The organism is Delftia sp. WSY_12, assembly GCF_043104645.1.
GTDB classification, from domain to species: domain Bacteria; phylum Pseudomonadota; class Gammaproteobacteria; order Burkholderiales; family Burkholderiaceae_C; genus Comamonas; species Comamonas tsuruhatensis.
Map to the genome: position 1 here is coordinate 1 of NZ_JBICKW010000002.1, position 21,407 is coordinate 21,407.

A 21,407-nucleotide genomic window follows, 5' to 3' on the forward strand; every position below is an offset into this window, starting at 1 on the left:
AAGATCATTGCGTAATTCTTAGAAAACTAGGAATACACAATGTCCAAGCAAAAAATCCGCATCCGCCTGAAGGCGTTTGACTACAAGCTGATCGACCAGTCGGCTGCTGAAATCGTTGACACTGCCAAGCGCACCGGCGCCATCGTCAAGGGTCCCGTGCCCCTGCCGACACGCATGAAGCGCTTCGACATCCTGCGCTCGCCGCACGTCAACAAGACCAGCCGCGACCAGTTCGAAATCCGCACTCACCAGCGCCTGATGGACATCGTTGACCCGACTGACAAGACGGTTGACGCTCTGATGAAGCTGGACCTGCCCGCAGGTGTGGACGTCGAGATCAAGCTGCAATAAGTACTTCACAGGCCCCTTGCGGGGCCGTTGAAGGGCTTTGATTTAACGCGAACTTGCTTGAAAAGGCAGTTCGCGTTAAAATTTGGGGCTTCGCCTTTCTTGAGCGAAGTTTTATCAACCTTCTTTCGTGCGCAAGGCCTTGGTCATCTGGGGCGGGAGCGCAACGCTGGGCCAATTGCAGTTTCAGCGGCGGAAGTTTTGGAGCAAACAAATGAGTCTGAGCAACTCCCTCGGGTTGCTGGGTCGCAAGGTGGGCATGATGCGTCTGTTCACTGATGATGGGGACGCAGTGCCTGTCACAGTGGTGGATGTGTCGAACAACCGCGTGACTCAGGTCAAAACCCAAGAGAACGATGGCTACGTGGCCCTGCAGGTCACTTTCGGTTCGCGCAAGGCATCTCGCGTGACCAAGCCAGAAGCCGGCCACCTTGCCAAGGCAGGTGTCGAAGCCGGTGAAGTGATGGGTGAATTCCGCGTGACCGAAGAAACCGCTGGCAAGTACGCCGCAGGCTCCGTCCTGCCCGTCGCCGAGCTGTTCTCGGTGGGCCAGAAGGTGGACGTGCAAGGCACTTCCATCGGTAAGGGCTTCGCCGGCACCATCAAGCGTCACAACTTCCGCTCGCAGCGCGCCTCGCACGGCAACAGCCGTTCGCACAATGTTCCCGGCTCCATCTCGATGGCCCAGGATCCAGGTCGCGTGTTCCCGGGCAAGAAGATGACCGGCCACATGGGCGATGAAACCATCACCACCCAAAATCTCGACGTGGTTCGCATTGACGAAGCACGCCAACTGCTCTTGATCAAGGGCGCTGTTCCGGGCTCCAAGGGTGGCTTCGTGACGGTGCGCCCCGCCATCAAGGCCAAAGCTTCCAAGGGAGCGAACTAATGCAGCTCGAACTCCTGAATGAACAAGGCCAGGCCGCATCCAAGTTTGATGCGCCCGAGACTGTTTTCGGCCGTGAATTCAACGAAGACCTCGTCCACCAGATCGTGATCGCCTACCGTGCCAACGCACGCCAGGGCACTCGCGCTCAGAAGGACCGCGAGCAGGTTCGTCACACGACCGCCAAGCCGTTCAAGCAAAAGGGCACCGGCCGTGCTCGTGCCGGTATGTCCTCCTCGCCTCTGTGGCGTGGCGGCGGCCGCATCTTCCCGAATCTGCCTGAAGAAAACTTCACGCAGAAGATCAACAAGAAGATGTACCGCGCCGGCATGGTTGCCATCCTGTCGCAGCTGGCCCGCGAAGGCCGTCTGGCCGTGGTGGACTCGCTCAAGCTCGAAAGCCCCAAGACCAAGGTGCTGGCCGACAAGTTCAAGGCCATGAACCTGGAATCGGTCATGGTGATCGCTGAAGAAGTCGACGAGAACCTGTACCTGGCTTCCCGCAATCTGAAGAACGTGTTCGTGGTCGAGCCGCGCTACGCCGACCCCGTGTCGCTGGTGCACTACAAGAAAGTGCTCGTCACCAAGGGTGCGATCGACAAACTCAAGGAGATGTTCGAATGAGCACGCTCAAGTTTGACGAAGGTCGTCTGATGCAGGTGTTGGTTGCTCCCATCGTGTCCGAAAAGGCCACCATGGTTGCAGAGAAGTCCAACGCCGTGACGTTCAAGGTGCTGCAGAGCGCCACCAAGCATGAAATCAAGGCCGCCGTGGAACTGATGTTCAAGGTGGAAGTTGCTGGTGTCTCCGTGGTGAACATCAAGGGCAAGACCAAGCGCTTTGGCAAGACCACCGGCCGCCGCGACCACGTTCGCAAGGCCTACGTGATGCTCAAGCCCGGTCAAGAGCTGAACCTGTCCGGGGAGGCTGCGTAATCATGGCTGTTATCAAGCTCAAACCGACGACCCCCGGCCAACGCGGCACGGTCAAGGTCACGCGTGACCATCTGCACAAGGGTGCAGGTTTCGCCCCCCTGCTGGAGCCTCAGCACCAGAAGTCGGGCCGTAACAACAACGGTCACATCACCACCCGTCACAAGGGCGGTGGCCACAAGCACCACTATCGCGTGGTGGACTTCAAGCGCACCAAGGACGGCATCCCCGCCAAGGTCGAGCGCATTGAGTACGACCCCAACCGTACGGCCCACATCGCTCTGGTGTGCTATGCCGACGGCGAGCGTCGCTACATCATTGCTCCGCGCAACCTGGAAGTCGGCGCAACGATCGTCAGCGGTTCGGAAGCCCCGATCCGCGTGGGCAACACCCTGCCGATCCGCAACATCCCCGTGGGTTCGACCATCCACTGCATCGAACTGAAGATCGGCGCTGGCGCGCAGATCGCCCGTTCGGCAGGTACGTCGGCTACGCTGCTGGCCCGTGAAGGCATCTACGCCCAAGTGCGTATGCGTTCCGGCGAAGTGCGCAAGGTGCACATCGAATGCCGCGCGACCATCGGTGAAGTCGCCAACGAAGAGCACAGCCTGCGCCGTCTGGGCAAGGCCGGTGTGAAGCGCTGGATGGGTATCCGCCCGACCGTTCGCGGCGTGGTGATGAACCCTGTCGATCACCCGCACGGTGGTGGTGAAGGCAAGACCGGTGAAGGTCGTCACGCTGTTGACCCATGGGGCAACCTGACGAAGGGCTACCGTACCCGTAACAACAAGCGCACGCAGTCGATGATTGTGTCGCGTCGTAAGAAGTAAAGGGTAGCAAATGACTCGTTCTCTTAAAAAGGGTCCGTTTGTTGACCATCACTTGCTGGCAAAGGCCGAGAAGGCCGTCGCCACCAAGGACAAGAAGCCCGTCAAGACCTGGTCGCGTCGCTCCATGGTTCTGCCCGAGTTCATCGGTCTGACCATTGCCGTGCACAACGGCAAGCAGCACGTGCCCGTGTATGTGACTGACCAGATGGTCGGCCACAAGCTCGGCGAATTCGCGCTGACCCGTACCTTCAAGGGTCACCCGGCGGACAAAAAAGCCAAGAAGTAAGGAATAGAACATGTCTGAAACACGTGCTGTTCTCCGTGGCGTCCGCCTGTCTGTGGACAAGGGTCGCCTGGTCGCGGACCTGATCCGCGGCAAGAAAGTGGACCAAGCCCTGAACATCCTGACGTTCACGCAGAAAAAAGCTGCCGTGATCATCAAGAAGGTGCTCGAGTCCGCCATCGCCAACGCCGAGCACAACGACGGCGCCGACATCGACGAACTGAAGGTCAAGACCATCTTCGTCGAACAAGGCACCACGCTCAAGCGCTTCACCGCGCGTGCAAAGGGCCGCGGCAATCGCATCAGCAAGCCCACGTGCCACGTGTACGTGACGGTTGGCAACTGAAAGGCCTGGGAAGAATATGGGACAGAAAATCCATCCTACCGGCTTCCGCCTGGCTGTTAGCCGCAACTGGGCCAGCCGTTGGTACGCAAGCAACCGCGACTTCGCCGGCATGCTGGCCGAAGACATCAAGGTGCGCGAGTTCCTGAAGGCCAAGCTGAAGAACGCCGCCGTGTCGCGCATCCTGATCGAGCGTCCTGCAAAGAACGCCCGCATCACGATCTTCTCGGCACGTCCTGGTGTCGTGATCGGCAAGAAGGGCGAGGACATCGAGAACCTGAAGAAGGAACTCGCAACCCGTCTGGGCGTGCCCGTGGCTGTGAACATCGAAGAAGTGCGCAAGCCTGAAATCGATGCCAAGCTGATCGCCGACTCGATCTGCCAGCAGCTCGAAAAGCGCATCATGTTCCGCCGCGCCATGAAGCGTGCGATGCAAAACGCCATGCGTCTGGGTGCCCAAGGCATCAAGATCATGTCTTCGGGCCGTCTGAACGGTATCGAAATTGCACGCTGCGAGTGGTACCGCGAAGGCCGTGTGCCACTTCACACGCTGCGCGCCGACATCGACTATGGCTTCTCCGAAGCCAAGACGACCTACGGTGTGATCGGTGTGAAGGTCTGGGTCTACAAGGGTGACACGCTGGGTCGTAACGACCTGCCGGCAGCCGAGACCCCCCGCCCCGAAGAAGAGCGTCGTCCTCGCGGCCCCCGTCGCGATGGTCGCGGCGATGGTCGTCGTGACGGTGCTGGCCGTGGTGCCCGCCGCCCCGCAGGCGCTAACGCAGCACCTGCAGACGGCAGCGACAAGCCCGCCGGCGCTGGCGCTGATTCCGTTAAGCGCGTTCGCAAGACTGACGCGCCCGCTACAGCAGCGGACGGTAAAGGAGAATAAAGATGCTGCAACCTGCTCGCCGCAAATACCGCAAGGAGCAAAAGGGTCGCAACACCGGTATTGCAACGCGTGGTAACTCCGTTGCTTTCGGTGACTTCGGCCTGAAGTCCACTGACCGTGGTCGCCTGACGGCACGTCAGATCGAAGCGGCTCGCCGCGCGATCTCGCGTCACGTCAAGCGCGGCGGTCGTATCTGGATCCGCGTGTTCCCGGACAAGCCAATCTCTACCAAGCCCGCAGAAGTGCGTATGGGTAACGGTAAGGGCAACCCCGAGTACTACGTGGCCGAAATCCAGCCCGGCAAGGTGCTCTACGAAATCGTGGGCGTCCCTGAAGAGCTGGCTCGTGAAGCGTTCCGCTTGGCCGCTGCAAAGCTGCCGCTGCGTACGACCTTCGTGTCCCGTCAAATTGGTGCCTAAGGAGAACAACATGACGAAAGCTGCTGAACTCCGCCAAAAAGACGTTGCCGGCCTGGAAGCCGAAGTGAAGTCCCTGCAAAAGGCTCACTTTGGTCTGCGTATGCAGAAGGCCACGCAACAGCTGGGTAACACGAACACGCTGCGTACCACGCGCCGTGACATCGCCCGCGCCAAGACCATCCTTGCTGAAAAGCAAGCCGCCAAGTAATCAGGAAGCCGACATGACGGAAGCTAAAAAATCCCTCAAGCGCACCTTGATTGGCAAGGTGGTCAGCGACAAGCGTGCCAAGACCGTGACGGTCATGGTTGAACGCCGCGTCAAGCACCCGATCTATGACAAGATCATGATCAAGTCCAGCAAGTACCACGCTCACGACGAGCAAGGTGAGTACAAGCTGGGCGACGTGATCGAAATCACGGAAAGCCGCCCGCTGTCCAAGACCAAGAACTGGGTTGCTACCCGCTTGGTGCAAAAGGCTGCTCTGGTGTAAGCCTACCTAGGCCCACCGGCTGCAAAGCCACAGGAAACGACCCACAATGTGGGTCGTTTTTTCGTTTGGGGACCGCCATTTCGGCGGCCCCCGGTTTTGCACCACAAAGGAGATAGAGATGATCAAAGTCGGAGATGCCCTGCCCGCTGCCACCCTGATGGAATACGTGGAAGTCGAAGGCAATGGCTGCAGCATCGGCCCCAACCCCGTGAAGCTACCCGAAGCCGCTGCAGGCAAGACCATCGCGGTCTTCGCCGTGCCCGGTGCATTCACTCCCACCTGCTCGGCCAAGCATGTGCCCGGCTTCGTGGAGCAGGCCGAAGCCTTCAAGGCGGCCGGCGTGGACGAGATCTGGTGCCTGTCGGTCAACGACGCCTTCGTGATGGGCGCATGGGCCCGCGACCAGAAGACCGATGGCAAGGTGCGCATGCTGGCCGACGGCGACGCCGCATTCGCCAAGGCCACCGGCCTGACGCTGGATCTGAACGGCAAGGGCCTGGGCCTGCGCAGCAACCGCTATTCCATGCTGGTCAAGGACGGCAAGGTCGTCACGCTGAACGTGGAAGGCCCTGGCAAGTTCGAGGTCAGCGACGCGGCCACTTTGCTGGGCCAGGCCAAGGCCTGATCGCGCTGCAGGCCTTCTGGCCTGCGCACCGCGCTATTGCGAAAAAAGGCATTGCACCCGGGTGCAATGCCTTTTTGTATTGGGGGCGCTGGTTCAGCCAGGCCGGCCTAGAAAATATCGGCCTTGAGGTAGTGCGCCCCCGCGATGGGGTTGTGATAGTAGGGCGGGATTTCCTCGAAGCCCAGGTCGACGTAGAGGGCGCGGGCCGATTCCATGTCGTCCAGCGTGTCCAGCAGCACATGGTCATAGCCGGCCTGGCGCGCCACATCAAGCATGGCTTCGGCCAGCTGCCGACCCAGTCCGAAACCGCGAAAGGCCTTGCGCACGAACAGGCGCCTCATCTCGGCGGCATTGGCGTAGTCGCAGTTGTCCAGGGGGCGCAGGGCGCAGCAGCCGGCCACTGCGCCATCGACCCTGGCCAGCAGGATGTGGCCGCGCGGCGCAGCGTAGTCGCCGGGCAGATCGGCGATCTCGGCCTCGAAATCTTGAAATTGCAGATCGACATCCAGGCTTGCAGCGTACTCCCGGAAGATCTGGCGGACTTCGTCCCAGTCTTCCGCGGGATTCGGCGCCAGCAAGGCGACAGCAGGCTTGTCCACGGGCACTCAGCTAAAACGACGGAAAGCGCAGTGTAGCGGCAAGCGGCCCACCTCTGGCTGCGCCGTCAGAAAGCGCCACCAAGCTGCTGTACCCACCATGCCGCAGCGCCTGCCCCGAAGGCCAGGGCCAAGGCCAGCCAACGGCTGCCTGCCGTGTCGCGTGAGGCGGGTACTGGCGCGGACAACTGTTTGTCCCCGGTCACCATGGCTCGCACCAGGCCGCGCCCGCGCCAGGCATAGAACACGATGGCCAGAAGATGCAGGGCCACCAGTGCGTACAGCAAATACTGTCCCCAATGCGCGTGATAGGCCGTGGCCTGCGCCACCGTGTCGCCCGATGCGAAGCGGCTCAGCGGCCCGGAGAACGCAATCTCGTCATCGCTGAGCAATCCGCTGCCTACCTGGGCGATCAGCACCGCCAGCATGGCCAGCACGGACAGAGCGCCCAACGGGCTGTGGCCTGCGCTGTCGCTCTCCGCTCCTTGTCCGCGCAGATGGCGCAGCAGGGCGGAAGGTGCATGGATGAAGCTGGCAAAGCGCGACCAGCGGCCACCCACCAGGCCCCACAACAGGCGAAACAGCAGCAAGGCCAGCATGACATGGCCCAGCAGCAGATGCCAGTTCATGGCATTGCCGCCCAGTTTGGCCGTCACGACCAGGGCAATCACGGTTGCGGCCAGCAGCCAGTGAAACAGCCGGGTGGGCAGGTCCCAGATGCGGACCTTGTGCTTGGCGGCGCCTTGTGCGGTCGGTTCTTGTGCCATGGCATGAGCGTGTGGGTGGGAATGAGTGCATTGTGCCGACCTGCATTCCGGAGCCGGCAGTCAATGCACCCTGGCTGCGGTCAATCAAAGCTGCGCCCGCAAGGCGTCACTGCCATACTGACCCGGCAGATTTCCCCACACTCGAAAAGGAAAACCACGATGAAGAAAGTTTCTGCATGGGCGCTGGCCGCCCTGGTGGCCGCTACCGCGCTGCCGGCTTCCGCCCAGTTTGCCAAGTCCGAGGACGCCATCAAGTACCGCCAGGGCGCGCTGGCCGTGCTGGGCCAGCACTTCGGTCGCCTGGGTGCGATGGCGAACGGAAAGATCCCCTTCGATGCCAAGGCGGCCCAGGAAAACGCCGAGGTGGTGGCCTTCATGGCCAAGCTGCCCTGGGCAGGTTTCGGCGCAGGCACGGAGGGTGGAAAGGCCAAGCCTGAAATCTGGAAGGAGCAGGCCAAGTTCCAGGATCTGTCGGAGAAGATGCAGGCCGAGACGGTCAAGCTCGCGGCTGCGGCCAAGTCCGGCAACCTGGACCAGCTCAAGGCGGCCTTCGGCCCGGCCGCTGCCAGCTGCAAGGCCTGCCACGACAGCTTCCGCAGCCGCTGATCGGCATGCAGATGCAAAAAAACCGGCGTGATGCCGGTTTTTTCTGGGCTTGCCTGCGCCGTATCAGGCTTCGGCCAGCAGTTTCTCGATCAGCCGGTGCAACTCGGCGAAGTCAGGCGCTCCCACATAGCGCTTCACGATGTCGCCGCGCTTGTTGACGATGTAGGTGGTGGGCGTCAGCTGCACATCACCCCAGGCGCGGGCCACGGCGCCGGTGTTGTCCAGCGCCACCTTGAACGGCAGCTTGCGCGAATCGGCGAAGTTCACCACATAGCTGGGCGGGTCGTAGCTCATGGCCACGGCCAGGGTCTCGAAGCCCTGGCCCTGGAATTTCCGGTGGGTGGCGACGATCTCCGGCATCTCGGCCACGCAGGTGGTGCAGCTGGTGGCCCAGAAATTGACCAGCGTCACCTTGCCCTTGAAATCGGCCGTGGTCTGCTTGCTGCCATCCAGCAGCACGAAGGTCGATTGCGGCGCCGCCGTCTGGCCTGCGCCCGAATACACCCATGCGCCCATTCCGGCGGCTGCGGCGATCACCACGCCTGCGATCCAATGTTTGCTTGCCATAGCGACGATTGTGCCCAAAGTTGTGCCCGTAGGCCTGCACGCATGCCGTGCACCGCGTTTCGATGCGCGGCAAGGGCAAAAGTTCGGGTCTCGGTCAAGCGGGCCGTGTCGATAATGCCGGCATGACATTGATGGAAAGCTTTTTGATCCCCATGGCAAGGCTCCGCGCTCCTGCCATGCGGCTTGCTGCCGCTGTGCTGGTGTTGACGCCCTTGGCCGCATGCAGTCCCCGGCTGGATTGGCGGCAGGTTGCGGTCGAGGGCACGCCACTGCGTGTGCTTTTGCCTTGCGATCCGCAATCGGCCACCCGGCCGGTGGAACTGGGCCAGGGCATGGGCACGGTGCAGATGTCCATGATGGGATGCGACGCCGATGCGTCCACCTACGCGGTTTCCCACTTCCTGGTCAGCGAGCCCTCCAGGGCCGCCGAGATGCTGTCGTACTGGCAGGCGGCCGTGCTCGGTCAGATGAATCCGGGTGCGCCGGGACAGGCGCCGGCCGGCGCCAAGCAATTGCGCTCCAAGGAAGATGGCTCCTTCGTGCCTGCAGGCGCCTTGAATCTGCCGCAGTCGCTGCGCACCACGTTTGAAGGCGTGGGCCCCCAGGGCTGGAAGCTCACGGCCCATGGCGTGTGGTTTGCACGAATGGAGCCGGCGGGCGCGCGCCTCTACCATGCCGTGATCTACAGCGACAAGCCGCGCACAGACGAGGCCAACAACTTCTTCGCCAGCCTGCAACTGCAGTAGCAACAGGTTTGGAGCCACGGATGCGGGAGGCAACTGTGGCATGGAGCGCAGCGCAGGCGCGCCGTTTGCCCTGCATGCGCCTTCGCACGCCATAATCGACTCCGAACCCTGTGACTTCATGACCACGCGCATCCTTTTGTTCACCCACGCACCTTTGGCCCAGGCACTGCGCGAATGCGCCCTGCATGTGTTCGCCGACAGTGCCGAGGACGTCCTTGCCCTGGATGTGCCCGCTCAGGAGCCGCCCGAGGCCACTCTGATGCGTGCCGAGCAGTTGCTTGAAGACCATGGCGGCCTGCTGGGGCTGCCCACGCTGGTGCTGACCGACCTCTTTGGTGCGACGCCCTGCAACGTGGCGCAGCGGCTTGTGGCGCAACTGCCTGCCGGGCGGCTGGTGGCCGGAGTGAACTTGCCCATGCTGCTGCGCTCCATAGGCTATCGCCACGAGGCGCTGGAAGCCGTGGCCGAGCGTGCCTTGGCGGGAGGCAGCCATGGGGTGATGCAGGTGGGCGTGAACACGCCTCAGAACCAGAGTCCGCGACCATCCAATGATCAAGACCCCTATCACCATCAGCAATAAACTGGGCCTGCACGCCCGCGCCTCTGCCAAGCTCACCAAGCTTGCAGGCAGCTTTCCCTGCGAAGTCTGGATGAGCAAGGGCGAGCGGCGCATCAATGCCAAGAGCATCATGGGCGTGATGATGCTGGCTGCCGGCATGGGCTCCGAGGTGCTGCTGGAGACAGACGGAGCACAGGAGCAGGAAGCCATGGATGCGCTGACCGCCCTGATCAACGACAAGTTTGGCGAAGGCCAGTAATGTGCCTTTGCGGCGCTGGCAGACGGTGAGCGCAACAGAGCAACACGCGCTGGAACTGGACGATGCCGCATTGCGACGGTCCGGGGCCTGCGCAGCAGCAGGCAAAGGACAGGCGCAATGACGTTTGCAATCCACGGACTGGCCGTGTCACGGGGTATCGCCATAGGGCGTGCGGTGGTGGTGGCCTCCAGCCGCATGGAGGTGGTGCACTACTTCATCCGGCCCGACCAGGTGGACGCGGAAATCGACCGCGCCCGCAGTGCGCGCAATGCCGTCATCGACGAGCTGCGCCGCCTGCAGGATGAAATGCCCAAGGATGCGCCGGGCGAGCTCGATGCCTTGCTCGACGTCCACCTACTGCTTTTGCAGGACGAGGCCCTGGCCGCCGCCATCAAGCACTGGATATCCGATCGCCTCTACAACGCCGAATGGGCGCTGACCACGCAGCTGGAGGTCGTCTCGCGCCAGTTCGACGAGATGGAGGACGAATACCTGCGCGAGCGCAAGGCGGACCTCGAGCAGGTGGTCGAGCGCATCCTGCGCCATATGAAGGGCATGGCCAGCCCCGTGCCCGCACCGGCCGAGCTGTTGGCAGTCGAGGCAACGGGGGAGGGCACGCCGCCGCAGCAGCCGCTGCTGCTCGATGGCGCCACCGAGGCGCCGCTGGTTCTGGTGGCGCAGGACCTGTCGCCAGTGGACATGCTGCAGTTCAAGAGCCGGTTGTTTGCCGGCTTCATCACGGCCGTGGGTGGCCGCACTTCGCACACGGCCATCGTGGCGCGCAGCATGGACATTCCTGCCGTGGTCGGCGCCCGGGCTGCGGGGCAACTGATCCGCCAGGACGACTGGATCATCATCGACGGCAATGCAGGGGTCGTCATCGTCGATCCCTCACCCATCATCCTGGCCGAATATGGCTTTCGCCAGCGCCAGAACGAGCTCGAGCGCGAGCGCCTCTCGCGCCTGCGCCACACGCCTGCGCTGACGCTGGACGGAGAGCGTATCGAGCTGCTGGCCAACATCGAGCAGCCCGGCGACGGGCCTGCGGCCGTGCATGCGGGCGCGGTGGGCGTGGGGCTGTTCCGCACGGAATTCCTGTTCATGGGGCGTGGCGGCAACCTGCCCGGCGAGGAAGAGCAATACCGGGCCTACCGCGAAGCCGTGGATGGAATGCAGGGCATGCCCGTGACCATTCGCACGCTGGACGTGGGCGCCGACAAGCCGCTGGACAAGGCCCAGCCCAAGGACTACTACCTGAACCCCGCGCTGGGTCTGCGCGCCATCCGCTGGAGCCTGGCCGATCCGGCCATGTTCCGCACCCAGCTGCGCGCCATCCTGCGTGCTGCCGCGCATGGGCAGATCCATCTGCTGTTCCCCATGCTGGCCCACCAAAGCGAGATCGAGCAGACCCTGGCCCAGGTGAGGTTGGCGCAAAGCGAGCTTGACGCGCGCGGCGTGGCGCACGGCCCGGTCAAGCTGGGCGCCATGATCGAGGTGCCTGCGGCAGCGCTGATCGTGCGCACCTTCCTGCGCTATTTCGACTTCCTGTCCATCGGCACCAACGACCTGATCCAGTACACGCTGGCCATCGACCGCGCCGACGAGACCGTGGCCCATCTCTACGATCCCCTGCATCCCGCCGTGCTCAAGCTGGTGGCGGATGTGATCGCCGAAGGAAGGGCGCAAGGCAAGAGCGTCTGTGTCTGCGGGGAGACCGCCGGCGATGTGGCCATGACGCGCCTGCTGCTGGGCCTGGGCCTGCGCAGCTTTTCCATGCATCCGGCGCAGATCCTGGTCGTCAAGCAGGAAATCTTGCGTGCCGACACACGCAAGCTGGCCGCCTGGGCGCAGGAAGTCCTTCGTTCGGACAGCCCGGCAGCGCTGCTGAGCCCATGACTTCGGTCAAGTGAAGGCGCGAGGCAAAAAAATCACAACTTCAGTTGCGATTGATTCTCATTCGATGTTATGATCCGCTCCAATGCAGCAAGAAGCTCTCTGGTGGGGAATTCGAGCTGCAAGCTTTTTCAGTTTCATCGTGGGGCGACTCGCCAGGCCTGTTCAGCCTGCAGCAAGTCGGTTTGCCAGCCAGCGGTCTGCCGGTTAGCCAGGCTTTTTTTCTACGTGGAACGGGAAAGCACGATTGCATTCAATTCAAGCAGGGCATGCACGTTGGCCCTGCTTTTTTATTGCCTTCAACTGCGTCGGCATCAGTTGTTTTGCGGCTCAGGATGGCCTCGCACGACAAAGCGCCGCGAAAATCCCAGGGGGCGCGTGACGGCGCGCGGATCGCCAAGAAATGGCAGCCGGAATCCAGGTTCCTGCAGGATTTCGACACTCCAGTCCGTATTTCCCATGAATCGAAATCGCACCAGCGATCGTTCGTCCGATGGCAGCAACGAGAAGCTGCCCGTGGAATACATGCTGCCTATCACGGCCTTGTCGAGTGCCTGCAAATTCTCGTCGAGCAGCGTGATCCGCAGCATCTCCTCCATGGGCGTGTCATCGGTGGTGAACAGAAGGTAGAGGTCGTTCCATTGAAAGGCTGCCTCGAGAATGGTGCCGTCCACCAGAATGGGCGTTGCATTCCCGTTGAGCACCAGGCGGCTTTGCGGTACCTGCCCTGCAGGATGGGATGCGGCGGGCTGCAGTGACAACTGCCGGTCGGAGAGGATGCGCATCTGTTGTCCTGAAGTGTCACCAGAGGAATTCGATGCCTATGGCAGCCAGTGCCCCGCCGACAAAAGCGCCGACCACCACGCAGGCAGGTGCCCCGGGCCCGCAGGCCAGCCCGGCCAGGGCACCACCTGCCATGCCTCCACCGATCCCGGCACCTGTGACGGCCAATTCCTTGCCGGCGGCCTCCACCTTGTTGTCTGCGTTGGCGATGGTGTAGACCGATACCGCAATGGAGAAGACCAGGAGGCCGCGTCCTGCCCGGGAGAGCGTGCGCATTCTCTGGGTGATGGCGGCATTGGACTTGCCGGCGGATTTGACGATTTCGCCATACACGGCGTTTTGCTGGGCCGCCGTGAGGCGATCGAACCGCACGTTGGGGCCGTGCAATTGCTGGGCCTTGCGGGCAATCAGCTCATTGAGCGTCTTGCCCTCGCTCTTGATGCGTTGCGCCATGGCTCTGCCCACGGGGGTGCTGCGGCCTCGGATGATCTCCATGATGACATTGCGGGCCTCCTGGGCCTGTTGTGCAGCCTGTCCCCAGGTGATGCGGCCGCTCGTGGCCTGCAACTGAAGCTCGTTGGCCATGGCCTGAATCTGTCGGGCATAGGCCAGGCGTGCAGATGAGTCCAGCGAGAGATGCACCCCGGCATTGGCAACCTCTGCTTTCAGTGCCTGTATGGCGGCATCGAATGCTGCACGGTCCTTTTGCTCGTCATTGGCCATATGCATTTATCCCTTTGTCAATGGATCGGCGCCCGAACGCCCGAAATCCTGGATTTCATGTCGTTGAGCCGCATTCCTGGGTCGTTCGGATTTTTTTGAATGCAGAAAGCATTCGGAAAATCGGCATCATAAAGAGATCGGGAAATTCATCAACCGAGATGCCGGTGACACATGGCATCGATTGTTTGTTGCTGAATGTGTATTCAGGTCAAAACCGGCGCCTGAATGCCATGCCTCCAGACATGAAAAAGGGGATGGCCTGCAAAGGCCATCCCCGAAGTGCGTGAAGAAGGCCGCCCTGCAGGCAGGCGGCCATCGCCGGCTCAGACGCCGGCGGCGTGTGCCTGCTGGTCCGCGTGGTAGCTCGAGCGCACCATGGCGCCCACGGCTGCATGCGTGAAGCCCATCTTGTATGCCTCTTCCTCGAACATCTTGAAGGTGTCGGGGTGCACGTAGCGACGCACCGGCAGGTGGCTGTTGCTGGGTGCCAGGTATTGGCCGATGGTCAGCATGTCGATGTCATGCGCACGCATGTCGCGCATGACCTGCAGGATTTCCTCATCGGTCTCGCCCAGGCCCACCATGATGCCGCTCTTGGTCGGAACCTTGGGGTGCAAGGCCTTGAACTTCTTGAGCAGGTTCAGCGAGAACTGGTAGTCCGAGCCGGGACGTGCTTCCTTGTACAGGCGCGGTGCGGTCTCCAGGTTGTGGTTCATCACATCGGGAGGTGCGGCCTTGAGGATTTCCAGCGCACGGTCGTCACGGCCACGGAAGTCGGGCACCAGGATCTCGATCTGGGTCAGCGGCGAGAGCTCGCGGATGTTCTTGATGCACTCCACGAAATGGCCCGAGCCGCCATCGCGCAGGTCGTCGCGATCCACGCTGGTGATGACCACGTATTTCAGGCGCAGCTCGGCAATCGTTTTGGCAAGATTGAGCGGCTCGTTGGTGTCCAGCGGGTCGGGGCGGCCGTGGCCCACGTCGCAGAACGGGCAGCGGCGCGTGCACTTGTCGCCCATGATCATGAAGGTGGCCGTGCCCTTGCCGAAACATTCGCCGATGTTGGGGCAGGAGGCTTCCTCGCAGACCGTGTGCAGCTTGTTGGCGCGCAGGATGTCCTTGATCTCGTAGAAGCGCGTGGTGGGGCTGCCCGCCTTGACGCGAATCCACTCGGGCTTCTTGAGTGCTTCGCCATGCTCGACCTTGATCGGGATGCGCGAAAGCTTCGCTGCCGCCTTCTGCTTGGCCAGCGGGTTGTACTCGGCTTGTGACTGCGCTTCGCGCACGACGGTGTTGGTGGTCATGGTTCTGGATTCAGGGGGCTAGGCGGCGCTGCAACTGTCGTCCCAGCACGCGCGCGGCTTCGTCCCAGGTTGTCTGAACGCCGATTGTAGAAAGGTCCACCGTTTGCAGCCCTGCGTAGCCGCAAGGGTTGATCCGGCCGTAGGGTTCCAGGTCCATGGCGGCGTTCAATGCAACGCCGTGATAGGTGCAATGCCGGCTGACCTTGATGCCCAGGGCTGCAATCTTGCCCAGCCCCGAAAAATCGGGTTGGGGCGCGGGCGAGCCGGGCGCGCGCAGTTGCGGGCGCTGGGGCAGCATGGCATGGCTGCGAGGGTCGTCGAGGCGCACGTAGATGCCGGGGGCGCCTTCCACGCGGTGGCCGGTGATGCCGAAATGCTCCAGCGTGCGGATGACCGCATCCTCGATGCGGAACACGTATTCCTTGACGAAGTAGCCCAGGCGCTGCAGGTCCAGCAAGGGATAGGCGACCACCTGGCCCGGGCCGTGGTAGGTGACCTGTCCGCCGCGGTTGGTGGCCACCACGGGAATGTCGCCAGGGCTCAGCAAGTGGTCACTTTTGCCGGCGAGGCCTTGTGTGAAATGTGCGGAGTGCTCGCATATCCACAGCTCGTCGCGCGTGCCGGCATCGCGTTGGCTGGTGAAGGCCTGCATGGCCTGCACCGTGGCCTCGTAGTCCGTGCGGCCCAGCAGGCGCAGGTCCAATGACTGCGACTGCTGCGCGTCAAGGGTGCTCACAGCACCACTTTCACCAGCGGATGCGAGGTGAAGGCGCGGTACAGATCGTCGAGTTGTTCGCGGCTGGTCGCCGTCACCGTGACGGTGACGCCCAGGTATTTGCCGCTGCTGCTGGGGCGCAATTCAATGGTGCTGGCGTCAAAGGCAGGGTCGAAGCGTTGGGCGATCTGGGTGATCTCGTGCACCAGATGCTCGGCCTTGACGCCCATGACCTTGATGGGGAACTGCGACGGGTACTCGATCAGCGAATCCTTGCGCGGGTCCGCGCCCGGCTCGGTGGCTGGGGTGGGGGTAGGGGTGGAGGCGTCGGTCATAGGTGAATCAAGGTTAATCGCTTGGCGTTGGAGGCGATTGTGCGCTATCGTTCGCGGCCATGTCGCAGCCCGGGGCTGCCGCGTCGTCCGCCACGAGAACTCCACACACAACAAACAAGTGGCCTGCGGCGCGAGGCTGGCGCTGTTGGCCGGCTGCCACACAGCCCGGTCGCCGCCTCCGTTTTGGGCATGCCCGTAACAACCCCTATCGTTCGGCAGGGGTTTTTACTTATAATCAGAGGCTTTGTGAAAAAGTCTTGTCTGGTCTGCGGCCTTAGAGAATTCAATGAAAAACTACGCCGCCGACACAGACGCTGACAGGGAACTTGAGGGCGAGGATTCCGACTTCAAGCCCCTGACCTCCGAGGAGGCTCAGGAGTGGCGCACGCGAAACCCGCAGATGTCTGTGTGGCGTTTCGTGGTGGTCCAGGCGGTGGTGGGCGTGCTGGTGGCACTGGTCGCATGGCTGGTGACGGGGCGCGCCGAGGTCGGATGGTCGGCTGCCTACGGTGCCTTGTCGGTGGTGTTGCCGGCAGCGCTGTTTGCGCGTGCCGTCGTACGAAAGAGGCCGGGCGGCGCTGCAGCCGCCATGGTGGGAATTTTTGGCTGGGAACTGGTGAAGCTGGTGCTGTGCATTGCCATGCTGGCGGCTGCACCCAAGCTGGTCCCGGGGCTGAGTTGGCTGGCGCTGCTGGCGGGCTTGGTAGTCGTCATGAAAACGTATTGGGTCGCGCTGATAGTGCGATCCAGTGTCCGAAAAACCGATTGATATTTGAAGAGAAGTTGACCGATGGCCGCAGACGCGCACGCACCTACTGCAAGTGAATACATCGTTCACCACCTGCAGCACCTCCAGAACATCAAGCAAAAGTCGATCATCGACTTTTCGGTCATCAACCTGGACTCGATCGTCGTCAGCGCCACGCTGGGCGTGCTGAGCCTGTTCGTGCTGTGGCTTGCCGCGCGCAAGGCCACATCGGGCGTTCCGGGGCGCTTCCAGGCGGCTGTAGAGCTGCTGGTCGAGATGGTGGACAACCAGGCCAAGGCCAACATCCACAACGCGCAAAGCCGCAAGTTCATCGCTCCCTTGGCACTGACCGTGTTCGTGTGGATCTTCATGATGAACGCCATGGACATGCTGCCGGTGGACCTGCTGCCGGTGCTGTGGCAGGGCTTCCAGGGTGACTCGCACGCCTACCTGCGCGTCGTTCCCACGGCTGACCTCTCGACCACGCTGGGCCTGTCCTCGGCCGTGCTGATCCTGTGCTTCTTCTACAGCATCAAGATCAAGGGCATGGGCGGCTGGGCCCACGAACTGGTGACTGCCCCGTTCGGCACCAGCAAGAATCCCGTGTTTGCACTGATCCTGGGTGTCGTGAACCTGGCCATGCAAATCATTGAATATGTCGCCAAGACGGTTTCGCATGGCATGCGACTGTTCGGCAACATGTACGCTGGTGAGTTGGTGTTCTGTCTGATCGCTCTGATGGGCGGTGCGGCTGCCATGTCGCTTTCCGGTGTGTTGCTCCCCTTGGGGCACATCATTGCAGGCTCTATCTGGGCGATCTTCCACATTCTGATCATCACCCTGCAGGCCTTCATTTTCATGATGCTGACGCTGATCTATCTCGGCCAGGCGCATGAAGCCCACTGACCATTTCCTTTCCCTCTCAACCTTTCTCTTTCTTTAATCTCAGGAGTCATCATGGAAAACATTCTCGGTCTCGTCGCTCTGGCTTGTGGTCTGATCGTTGGTCTGGGCGCTATCGGCGCTTCGATCGGTATCGCCCTGATGGGTGGCAAGTTCCTGGAATCGTCGGCACGTCAGCCTGAGCTGATCAACGAACTGCAAACCAAGATGTTCATCTTGGCCGGTCTGATCGACGCTGCCTTCCTGATCGGTGTGGCCATCGCTCTGCTGTTCGCTTTCGCCAACCCCTTCGTCCTGGCCTAAGCTCCGATCAACGCCCTAGATAGAAAGGTGTTGCCGTGAGTATCAACGCGACCCTGTTCGTCCAGGCCATCGTTTTCCTGATCCTGGTGCTGTTCACGATGAAGTTCGTGTGGCCCCCGATCGCGAAGGCGCTGGATGAACGAGCTCTGAAAATCGCCGATGGCCTCGCTGCTGCCGACAAGGCCAAGACCGACCTGGCCGCTGCCAACAAGCGCGTCGAGCAGGAACTGGCCCAGACGCGCAACGAAACGGCATCGCGGCTTGCGGACGCCGAACGCCGTGCCCAGGCCATCATCGAAGAAGCCAAGGCCCGTGCCTCCGAAGAAGGCAACAAGATTGTTGCTGCTGCTCGCGCCGAGGCCGAGCAGCAGACAATCCAGGCCCGTGAAGCCCTGCGCGAGCAAGTGGCTGCGCTGGCCGTCAAGGGCGCCGAGCAGATCCTGCGCAAGGAAGTGGATGCCGGCGTCCATGCCGACCTGCTGAACCGCCTGAAGACCGAGCTGTAAGGAAGAGCAAACATGGCAGAACTCGCCACCATTGCCCGTCCTTACGCAGATGCCCTGTTCAAGGCCAGCACCCAGCAGGGTGCTGACCTGTCCGGCACTGTTGCCTGGGCGGAGGAATTGGCGGCGATTGCCGCCAATCCGCAATTGCGCCAGCTGGCCGACGACCCCAAGGTGACCGACGAACAACTGTTCGACGTCATCAGCGGCGTGGCCGGCTCGGCATTGCCCGATGCCGCACGCAACTTTCTGCGCGTCATCATTGAAAACGGCCGACTGCAAGCCCTGCCAGAAGTGGCGGCCCAGTTTCGCAGCCTCGTGAACCGCGCCGGTGGCTCGTCCGACGCCGTGGTTCAAAGCGCATTCCCCATAGATGCTGCCGCACTGGCCGCACTCGGGACTTCGCTGGAGAAGCGTTTCGGCCGAAAGCTGAACCTGTCGGTGCAGCAAGATCAGTCCCTGATCGGTGGCATCCGCGTCGTGGTGGGTGATGAAGTTCTTGACACCTCCGTCAAGGCCCGCCTGGAACAAATGAAAGCGGCCCTCATTGCGTAACAACGCGACTGAGGTCTCGGCTAACCAAAGCTAAAGAAGGAAAGAGTCATGCAACTCAATCCCGCAGAAATTTCTGAACTGATCAAGAGCCGCATCGAGGGTCTGGCTGGCAGCAGCGACATCCGTAACGAAGGCACCGTGGTTTCGGTGACCGACGGTATCGTGCGCGTGCACGGCCTGTCGGACGTGATGCAAGGCGAAATGCTGGAATTCCCCGCAGGCAAGGACGGCCAGCCCTCCTTCGGCCTGGCGCTGAACCTCGAGCGCGACTCCGTCGGCGCCGTGATTCTGGGCGAGTACGAGCACATCTCCGAAGGCGACACCGTCAAGTGCACGGGCCGCATTCTGGAAGTGCCCGTCGGCCCCGAACTCATCGGCCGCGTGGTCAACGCCCTGGGTCAGCCCATCGACGGCAAGGGCCCGATCAACGCCAAGATGACGGACGTGATCGAGAAGGTCGCTCCTGGCGTGATCGCACGCCAGTCCGTGGACCAGCCCCTGCAGACCGGCATCAAGTCCATCGACTCGATGGTGCCCGTCGGCCGTGGCCAGCGCGAACTGATCATCGGCGACCGCCAGACCGGCAAGACCGCCGTGGCCATCGACGCCATCATCAACCAGAAGGGTCAGGGCGTTACCTGCATCTACGTTGCGATCGGCCAGAAGGCTTCCTCGATCAAGAACGTGGTGCGTGCCCTGGAGCAGGCCGGCGCGATGGAATACACCATCGTCGTGGCTGCCACCGCTTCCGAATCCGCTGCCATGCAGTACGTGTCGGCCTACTCGGGCTGCACGATGGGCGAGTACTTCCGCGACCGCGGCGAAGACGCGCTGATCGTCTATGACGACCTGTCCAAGCAGGCCGTGGCCTACCGCCAGGTTTCGCTGCTGCTGCGCCGTCCCCCGGGCCGTGAAGCCTTCCCCGGCGACGTGTTCTATCTCCACAGCCGCCTGCTCGAGCGCGCAGCCCGCGTGAATGCCGACTATGTCGAAGCCTTCACCAAGGGTGAAGTCAAGGGCAAGACGGGTTCGCTGACGGCTCTGCCCATCATCGAAACCCAGGCGGGTGACGTGTCGGCCTTCGTGCCCACTAACGTGATCTCGATCACGGACGGCCAGATCTTCCTGGAAACCAGCCTGTTCAACGCCGGTATCCGCCCCGCCATCAACGCCGGTATCTCGGTGTCGCGCGTCGGTGGTGCTGCACAGACCAAGCTGGTCAAGGGCCAGTCCGGCGGTATCCGTACCGACCTGGCGCAATACCGTGAGCTGGCTGCCTTCGCGCAGTTCGCCTCCGACCTGGACGAAGCCACCCGCAAGCAGCTCGACCGCGGTGCCCGCGTGACCGAACTGCTCAAGCAGGCCCAGTACAGCCCCCTGTCCACCGCCCTGATGGGCGCTTCGCTGTTCGCAGTGAACAAGGGCTACATGGACGATATCCAGGTCAAGCAAGTGCTGGCTTTCGAGTCTGGTCTGCACCAGTTCCTGAAGACCAGCCACGGCGCCCTGATCGACAAGCTGAACGCTTCCAAGGCCATGGACAAGGATTCCGAAGCCGAATTGAACGCCGCCATCGTTGCGTTCAAGAAGTCGTTCGCTTAAACCGGACGAGGAGCCATCATGGCAGCAGGTAAGGAAATTCGCGGCAAGATCAAATCGGTGGAAAACACCAAGAAGATCACCAAAGCCATGGAAATGGTGGCCGCATCCAAGATGCGCAAGGCGCAGGAACGGATGCTGGCTGCACGCCCGTACAGCGAAAAGATCCGCAACATTGCAGTCCATCTTGGCCAAGCCAACCCCGAGTACGTGCACCCGTTCATGCAAGTGAACGGTGATGCCAAGACTGCCGGCGTCATCGTTGTGACGACGGACAAGGGGTTGTGCGGCGGCATGAACACCAACGTGTTGCGTGCTGTCACGGCCAAGCTGCGGGAGCTGCAGGATCAAGGCGTGTCGGCAGAAGCGGTGGCCATTGGCAACAAGGGTCTGGGCTTTCTGAACCGTGTCGGCGCCAAGGTGGTTTCGCACGCGACGGGTCTGGGCGATACGCCCCATCTGGAAAAGCTGATCGGCCCTGTGAAGGTGCTGCTCGATGCGTACGCAGCGGGCAAGCTGAGCGCGGTGTACCTGAGCTACACCAAGTTCATCAACACCATGAAGCAGGAATCGGTGGTGGAGCAGTTGCTGCCCCTGTCGTCCGAGAGCATGCAGGCCGAGAAGACGTCTGGCCATAGCTGGGACTACATCTACGAACCCGATGCGCAGTCCGTGATCGACGAGCTGCTCGTGCGTTACGCAGAGTCCCTGGTCTACCAAGCGGTTGCAGAAAACATGGCGTCCGAGCAATCGGCGCGCATGGTGGCCATGAAGGCCGCGACCGACAACGCCGGCAACGTCATCAGCGAGTTGAAGCTCGTCTACAACAAGACGCGTCAGGCAGCCATCACGACCGAACTGTCGGAAATCGTGGCTGGCGCCGCTGCGGTGTAAA

Annotated in this window: 32 protein-coding genes; 24 read left to right on the plus strand and 8 right to left on the minus strand. The window is 62.0% G+C overall.

Features of this window, described 5'->3' with window-relative positions; genetic code table 11:
• Positions 1 to 39: 39 nt before the first annotated feature.
• From rpsJ to ACF8LI_RS00095, 12 genes are all read left to right on the plus strand, one after another.
• Positions 40 to 351: a 30S ribosomal protein S10 gene (rpsJ, locus tag ACF8LI_RS00040; protein ID WP_003059431.1), complete on the plus strand. Its 312-nt coding sequence runs from the start codon at positions 40 to 42 to the stop codon at positions 349 to 351.
• Positions 352 to 562: 211 nt separating this feature from the next.
• Entirely contained in the window at positions 563 to 1,237 is a 675-nt protein-coding gene (gene rplC / locus ACF8LI_RS00045) for a 50S ribosomal protein L3 (protein ID WP_012202329.1), read from the plus strand.
• On the plus strand, positions 1,237 to 1,857 hold the full coding sequence (gene rplD / locus ACF8LI_RS00050; protein ID WP_012202330.1) for a 50S ribosomal protein L4: 621 nt from the start codon (positions 1,237 to 1,239) through the stop codon (positions 1,855 to 1,857). The genes rplC and rplD overlap by 1 nt, the downstream gene beginning before the upstream one ends.
• Positions 1,854 to 2,168 carry a 50S ribosomal protein L23 gene (rplW, locus tag ACF8LI_RS00055; RefSeq protein WP_012202331.1) on the plus strand — a complete coding sequence of 105 codons (315 nt, stop codon included), beginning with the start codon at positions 1,854 to 1,856 and terminating at the stop codon, positions 2,166 to 2,168. Before rplD ends, rplW begins: the two co-directional genes overlap by 4 nt.
• A 2-nt stretch (positions 2,169 to 2,170) precedes the next feature.
• Complete coding sequence (rplB, locus tag ACF8LI_RS00060) at positions 2,171 to 2,995, plus strand: 50S ribosomal protein L2 (protein ID WP_012202332.1); 825 nt, start codon at positions 2,171 to 2,173, stop codon at positions 2,993 to 2,995.
• Positions 2,996 to 3,005: 10 nt separating this feature from the next.
• Positions 3,006 to 3,281, plus strand: a complete 276-nt coding sequence (gene rpsS / locus ACF8LI_RS00065; protein ID WP_012202333.1) for a 30S ribosomal protein S19 — start codon at positions 3,006 to 3,008, stop codon at positions 3,279 to 3,281.
• Positions 3,282 to 3,291: 10 nt separating this feature from the next.
• Complete coding sequence (gene rplV / locus ACF8LI_RS00070; RefSeq protein WP_012202334.1) at positions 3,292 to 3,624, plus strand: 50S ribosomal protein L22; 333 nt, start codon at positions 3,292 to 3,294, stop codon at positions 3,622 to 3,624.
• Between the two features lie 16 nt (positions 3,625 to 3,640).
• A complete protein-coding gene (rpsC, locus tag ACF8LI_RS00075) occupies positions 3,641 to 4,513 on the plus strand; it encodes a 30S ribosomal protein S3 (RefSeq protein WP_012202335.1) in 873 nt (290 codons plus the stop codon).
• 2 nt (positions 4,514 to 4,515) lie between these two features.
• Positions 4,516 to 4,932 (plus strand): 50S ribosomal protein L16, encoded by a 417-nt coding sequence (gene rplP, locus ACF8LI_RS00080; RefSeq protein ID WP_012202336.1) that lies wholly within the window; start codon positions 4,516 to 4,518, stop codon positions 4,930 to 4,932.
• 10 nt (positions 4,933 to 4,942) lie between these two features.
• A complete protein-coding gene (rpmC, locus tag ACF8LI_RS00085; RefSeq protein WP_012202337.1) occupies positions 4,943 to 5,140 on the plus strand; it encodes a 50S ribosomal protein L29 in 198 nt (65 codons plus the stop codon).
• 13 nt (positions 5,141 to 5,153) lie between these two features.
• Positions 5,154 to 5,423 (plus strand): 30S ribosomal protein S17, encoded by a 270-nt coding sequence (gene rpsQ / locus ACF8LI_RS00090; RefSeq protein WP_016448513.1) that lies wholly within the window; start codon positions 5,154 to 5,156, stop codon positions 5,421 to 5,423.
• Between the two features lie 118 nt (positions 5,424 to 5,541).
• The gene (locus tag ACF8LI_RS00095) at positions 5,542 to 6,048 is read left to right on the plus strand and encodes a peroxiredoxin (RefSeq protein WP_016448512.1); all 507 of its coding nucleotides are present in this window, start codon (positions 5,542 to 5,544) and stop codon (positions 6,046 to 6,048) included.
• Positions 6,049 to 6,155: 107 nt separating this feature from the next.
• Here ACF8LI_RS00095 and ACF8LI_RS00100 read toward each other — a convergent pair whose 3' ends face one another.
• The gene (locus ACF8LI_RS00100) at positions 6,156 to 6,647 is read right to left on the minus strand and encodes a GNAT family N-acetyltransferase (protein WP_016448511.1); all 492 of its coding nucleotides are present in this window, start codon (positions 6,645 to 6,647) and stop codon (positions 6,156 to 6,158) included.
• Positions 6,648 to 6,712: 65 nt separating this feature from the next.
• Positions 6,713 to 7,411 (minus strand): cytochrome b/b6 domain-containing protein, encoded by a 699-nt coding sequence (locus ACF8LI_RS00105; protein WP_016453566.1) that lies wholly within the window; start codon positions 7,409 to 7,411, stop codon positions 6,713 to 6,715.
• 159 nt (positions 7,412 to 7,570) lie between these two features.
• Here ACF8LI_RS00105 and ACF8LI_RS00110 point away from each other — a divergent pair, with 159 nt between their 5' ends.
• Positions 7,571 to 8,017: a cytochrome c gene (locus ACF8LI_RS00110; protein ID WP_016448509.1), complete on the plus strand. Its 447-nt coding sequence runs from the start codon at positions 7,571 to 7,573 to the stop codon at positions 8,015 to 8,017.
• A gap of 63 nt (positions 8,018 to 8,080) precedes the next feature.
• On the opposite strand, the gene ACF8LI_RS00115 is transcribed toward ACF8LI_RS00110, so the two are convergent.
• A complete protein-coding gene (locus ACF8LI_RS00115) occupies positions 8,081 to 8,584 on the minus strand; it encodes a TlpA disulfide reductase family protein (RefSeq protein ID WP_043792309.1) in 504 nt (167 codons plus the stop codon).
• Between the two features lie 275 nt (positions 8,585 to 8,859).
• On the opposite strand from ACF8LI_RS00115, the gene ACF8LI_RS00120 reads away from it, so the two are divergent.
• The 4 genes from ACF8LI_RS00120 to ptsP all read left to right on the plus strand — a co-directional run bounded on the left by ACF8LI_RS00120 (position 8,860) and on the right by ptsP (position 12,044).
• Positions 8,860 to 9,330 (plus strand): hypothetical protein, encoded by a 471-nt coding sequence (locus ACF8LI_RS00120; RefSeq protein WP_227468475.1) that lies wholly within the window; start codon positions 8,860 to 8,862, stop codon positions 9,328 to 9,330.
• Between the two features lie 118 nt (positions 9,331 to 9,448).
• On the plus strand, positions 9,449 to 9,910 hold the full coding sequence (locus ACF8LI_RS00125) for a PTS sugar transporter subunit IIA (RefSeq protein WP_026061990.1): 462 nt from the start codon (positions 9,449 to 9,451) through the stop codon (positions 9,908 to 9,910).
• Positions 9,879 to 10,148, plus strand: a complete 270-nt coding sequence (locus ACF8LI_RS00130; RefSeq protein ID WP_016448505.1) for an HPr family phosphocarrier protein — start codon at positions 9,879 to 9,881, stop codon at positions 10,146 to 10,148. Before ACF8LI_RS00125 ends, ACF8LI_RS00130 begins: the two co-directional genes overlap by 32 nt.
• 117 nt (positions 10,149 to 10,265) lie before the next feature.
• Complete coding sequence (gene ptsP, locus ACF8LI_RS00135) at positions 10,266 to 12,044, plus strand: phosphoenolpyruvate--protein phosphotransferase (RefSeq protein ID WP_016453564.1); 1,779 nt, start codon at positions 10,266 to 10,268, stop codon at positions 12,042 to 12,044.
• Positions 12,045 to 12,355: 311 nt separating this feature from the next.
• Here the strand turns inward: ptsP and ACF8LI_RS00140 are convergent, their stop codons facing one another.
• From ACF8LI_RS00140 to ACF8LI_RS00160, 5 genes are all read right to left on the minus strand, one after another.
• Complete coding sequence (locus ACF8LI_RS00140) at positions 12,356 to 12,826, minus strand: hypothetical protein (protein ID WP_133073917.1); 471 nt, start codon at positions 12,824 to 12,826, stop codon at positions 12,356 to 12,358.
• 16 nt (positions 12,827 to 12,842) lie between these two features.
• On the minus strand, positions 12,843 to 13,553 hold the full coding sequence (locus ACF8LI_RS00145) for a hypothetical protein (RefSeq protein ID WP_392411591.1): 711 nt from the start codon (positions 13,551 to 13,553) through the stop codon (positions 12,843 to 12,845).
• Between the two features lie 317 nt (positions 13,554 to 13,870).
• Positions 13,871 to 14,851, minus strand: a complete 981-nt coding sequence (lipA, locus tag ACF8LI_RS00150; RefSeq protein WP_013800257.1) for a lipoyl synthase — start codon at positions 14,849 to 14,851, stop codon at positions 13,871 to 13,873.
• A 10-nt stretch (positions 14,852 to 14,861) separates the two neighbouring features.
• Positions 14,862 to 15,587: a lipoyl(octanoyl) transferase LipB gene (gene lipB, locus ACF8LI_RS00155; RefSeq protein ID WP_016453561.1), complete on the minus strand. Its 726-nt coding sequence runs from the start codon at positions 15,585 to 15,587 to the stop codon at positions 14,862 to 14,864.
• Positions 15,584 to 15,901: a YbeD family protein gene (locus ACF8LI_RS00160; RefSeq protein ID WP_016448499.1), complete on the minus strand. Its 318-nt coding sequence runs from the start codon at positions 15,899 to 15,901 to the stop codon at positions 15,584 to 15,586. The genes lipB and ACF8LI_RS00160 overlap by 4 nt, the downstream gene beginning before the upstream one ends.
• 286 nt (positions 15,902 to 16,187) lie before the next feature.
• On the opposite strand from ACF8LI_RS00160, the gene ACF8LI_RS00165 reads away from it, so the two are divergent.
• Genes ACF8LI_RS00165 through atpG form a run of 7 tightly spaced genes read left to right on the plus strand, consistent with a single transcriptional unit; the run spans position 16,188 to position 21,406 of the window.
• A complete protein-coding gene (locus tag ACF8LI_RS00165) occupies positions 16,188 to 16,670 on the plus strand; it encodes an ATP synthase subunit I (RefSeq protein WP_016448498.1) in 483 nt (160 codons plus the stop codon).
• A gap of 21 nt (positions 16,671 to 16,691) precedes the next feature.
• The gene (atpB, locus tag ACF8LI_RS00170) at positions 16,692 to 17,555 is read left to right on the plus strand and encodes a F0F1 ATP synthase subunit A (protein ID WP_016448497.1); all 864 of its coding nucleotides are present in this window, start codon (positions 16,692 to 16,694) and stop codon (positions 17,553 to 17,555) included.
• A gap of 51 nt (positions 17,556 to 17,606) precedes the next feature.
• Positions 17,607 to 17,855, plus strand: a complete 249-nt coding sequence (atpE, locus tag ACF8LI_RS00175) for a F0F1 ATP synthase subunit C (RefSeq protein WP_011803767.1) — start codon at positions 17,607 to 17,609, stop codon at positions 17,853 to 17,855.
• A 35-nt stretch (positions 17,856 to 17,890) separates the two neighbouring features.
• Positions 17,891 to 18,361 (plus strand): F0F1 ATP synthase subunit B, encoded by a 471-nt coding sequence (locus ACF8LI_RS00180; protein ID WP_016448496.1) that lies wholly within the window; start codon positions 17,891 to 17,893, stop codon positions 18,359 to 18,361.
• Positions 18,362 to 18,373: 12 nt separating this feature from the next.
• On the plus strand, positions 18,374 to 18,913 hold the full coding sequence (locus tag ACF8LI_RS00185; protein ID WP_012202354.1) for a F0F1 ATP synthase subunit delta: 540 nt from the start codon (positions 18,374 to 18,376) through the stop codon (positions 18,911 to 18,913).
• 48 nt (positions 18,914 to 18,961) lie between these two features.
• On the plus strand, positions 18,962 to 20,515 hold the full coding sequence (gene atpA / locus ACF8LI_RS00190) for a F0F1 ATP synthase subunit alpha (protein ID WP_016448495.1): 1,554 nt from the start codon (positions 18,962 to 18,964) through the stop codon (positions 20,513 to 20,515).
• Between the two features lie 18 nt (positions 20,516 to 20,533).
• Complete coding sequence (atpG, locus tag ACF8LI_RS00195; RefSeq protein ID WP_012202356.1) at positions 20,534 to 21,406, plus strand: F0F1 ATP synthase subunit gamma; 873 nt, start codon at positions 20,534 to 20,536, stop codon at positions 21,404 to 21,406.
• The last annotated feature ends 1 nt before the right edge of the window (position 21,407 follow it).

Bases quoted from the DNA above. Each gene is read 5' to 3' on its own strand.
- rpsJ (WP_003059431.1), top strand. From the start codon at position 40: ATGTCCAAGCAAAAAATCCGCATCCGCCTGAAGGCGTTTGACTACAAG.
- rplC (WP_012202329.1), top strand. From the start codon at position 563: ATGAGTCTGAGCAACTCCCTCGGGTTGCTGGGTCGCAAGGTGGGCATG.
- rplD (WP_012202330.1), top strand. From the start codon at position 1,237: ATGCAGCTCGAACTCCTGAATGAACAAGGCCAGGCCGCATCCAAGTTT.
- rplW (WP_012202331.1), top strand. From the start codon at position 1,854: ATGAGCACGCTCAAGTTTGACGAAGGTCGTCTGATGCAGGTGTTGGTT.
- rplB (WP_012202332.1), top strand. From the start codon at position 2,171: ATGGCTGTTATCAAGCTCAAACCGACGACCCCCGGCCAACGCGGCACG.
- rpsS (WP_012202333.1), top strand. From the start codon at position 3,006: ATGACTCGTTCTCTTAAAAAGGGTCCGTTTGTTGACCATCACTTGCTG.
- rplV (WP_012202334.1), top strand. From the start codon at position 3,292: ATGTCTGAAACACGTGCTGTTCTCCGTGGCGTCCGCCTGTCTGTGGAC.
- rpsC (WP_012202335.1), top strand. From the start codon at position 3,641: ATGGGACAGAAAATCCATCCTACCGGCTTCCGCCTGGCTGTTAGCCGC.
- rplP (WP_012202336.1), top strand. From the start codon at position 4,516: ATGCTGCAACCTGCTCGCCGCAAATACCGCAAGGAGCAAAAGGGTCGC.
- rpmC (WP_012202337.1), top strand. From the start codon at position 4,943: ATGACGAAAGCTGCTGAACTCCGCCAAAAAGACGTTGCCGGCCTGGAA.
- rpsQ (WP_016448513.1), top strand. From the start codon at position 5,154: ATGACGGAAGCTAAAAAATCCCTCAAGCGCACCTTGATTGGCAAGGTG.
- ACF8LI_RS00095 (WP_016448512.1), top strand. From the start codon at position 5,542: ATGATCAAAGTCGGAGATGCCCTGCCCGCTGCCACCCTGATGGAATAC.
- ACF8LI_RS00105 (WP_016453566.1), bottom strand. From the start codon at position 7,411: ATGGCACAAGAACCGACCGCACAAGGCGCCGCCAAGCACAAGGTCCGC.
- ACF8LI_RS00110 (WP_016448509.1), top strand. From the start codon at position 7,571: ATGAAGAAAGTTTCTGCATGGGCGCTGGCCGCCCTGGTGGCCGCTACC.
- ACF8LI_RS00115 (WP_043792309.1), bottom strand. From the start codon at position 8,584: ATGGCAAGCAAACATTGGATCGCAGGCGTGGTGATCGCCGCAGCCGCC.
- ACF8LI_RS00125 (WP_026061990.1), top strand. From the start codon at position 9,449: ATGACCACGCGCATCCTTTTGTTCACCCACGCACCTTTGGCCCAGGCA.
- ACF8LI_RS00130 (WP_016448505.1), top strand. From the start codon at position 9,879: ATGATCAAGACCCCTATCACCATCAGCAATAAACTGGGCCTGCACGCC.
- ptsP (WP_016453564.1), top strand. From the start codon at position 10,266: ATGACGTTTGCAATCCACGGACTGGCCGTGTCACGGGGTATCGCCATA.
- ACF8LI_RS00140 (WP_133073917.1), bottom strand. From the start codon at position 12,826: ATGCGCATCCTCTCCGACCGGCAGTTGTCACTGCAGCCCGCCGCATCC.
- ACF8LI_RS00145 (WP_392411591.1), bottom strand. From the start codon at position 13,553: ATGCATATGGCCAATGACGAGCAAAAGGACCGTGCAGCATTCGATGCC.
- lipA (WP_013800257.1), bottom strand. From the start codon at position 14,851: ATGACCACCAACACCGTCGTGCGCGAAGCGCAGTCACAAGCCGAGTAC.
- ACF8LI_RS00160 (WP_016448499.1), bottom strand. From the start codon at position 15,901: ATGACCGACGCCTCCACCCCTACCCCCACCCCAGCCACCGAGCCGGGC.
- ACF8LI_RS00165 (WP_016448498.1), top strand. From the start codon at position 16,188: ATGAAAAACTACGCCGCCGACACAGACGCTGACAGGGAACTTGAGGGC.
- atpB (WP_016448497.1), top strand. From the start codon at position 16,692: ATGGCCGCAGACGCGCACGCACCTACTGCAAGTGAATACATCGTTCAC.
- atpE (WP_011803767.1), top strand. From the start codon at position 17,607: ATGGAAAACATTCTCGGTCTCGTCGCTCTGGCTTGTGGTCTGATCGTT.
- ACF8LI_RS00185 (WP_012202354.1), top strand. From the start codon at position 18,374: ATGGCAGAACTCGCCACCATTGCCCGTCCTTACGCAGATGCCCTGTTC.
- atpA (WP_016448495.1), top strand. From the start codon at position 18,962: ATGCAACTCAATCCCGCAGAAATTTCTGAACTGATCAAGAGCCGCATC.
- atpG (WP_012202356.1), top strand. From the start codon at position 20,534: ATGGCAGCAGGTAAGGAAATTCGCGGCAAGATCAAATCGGTGGAAAAC.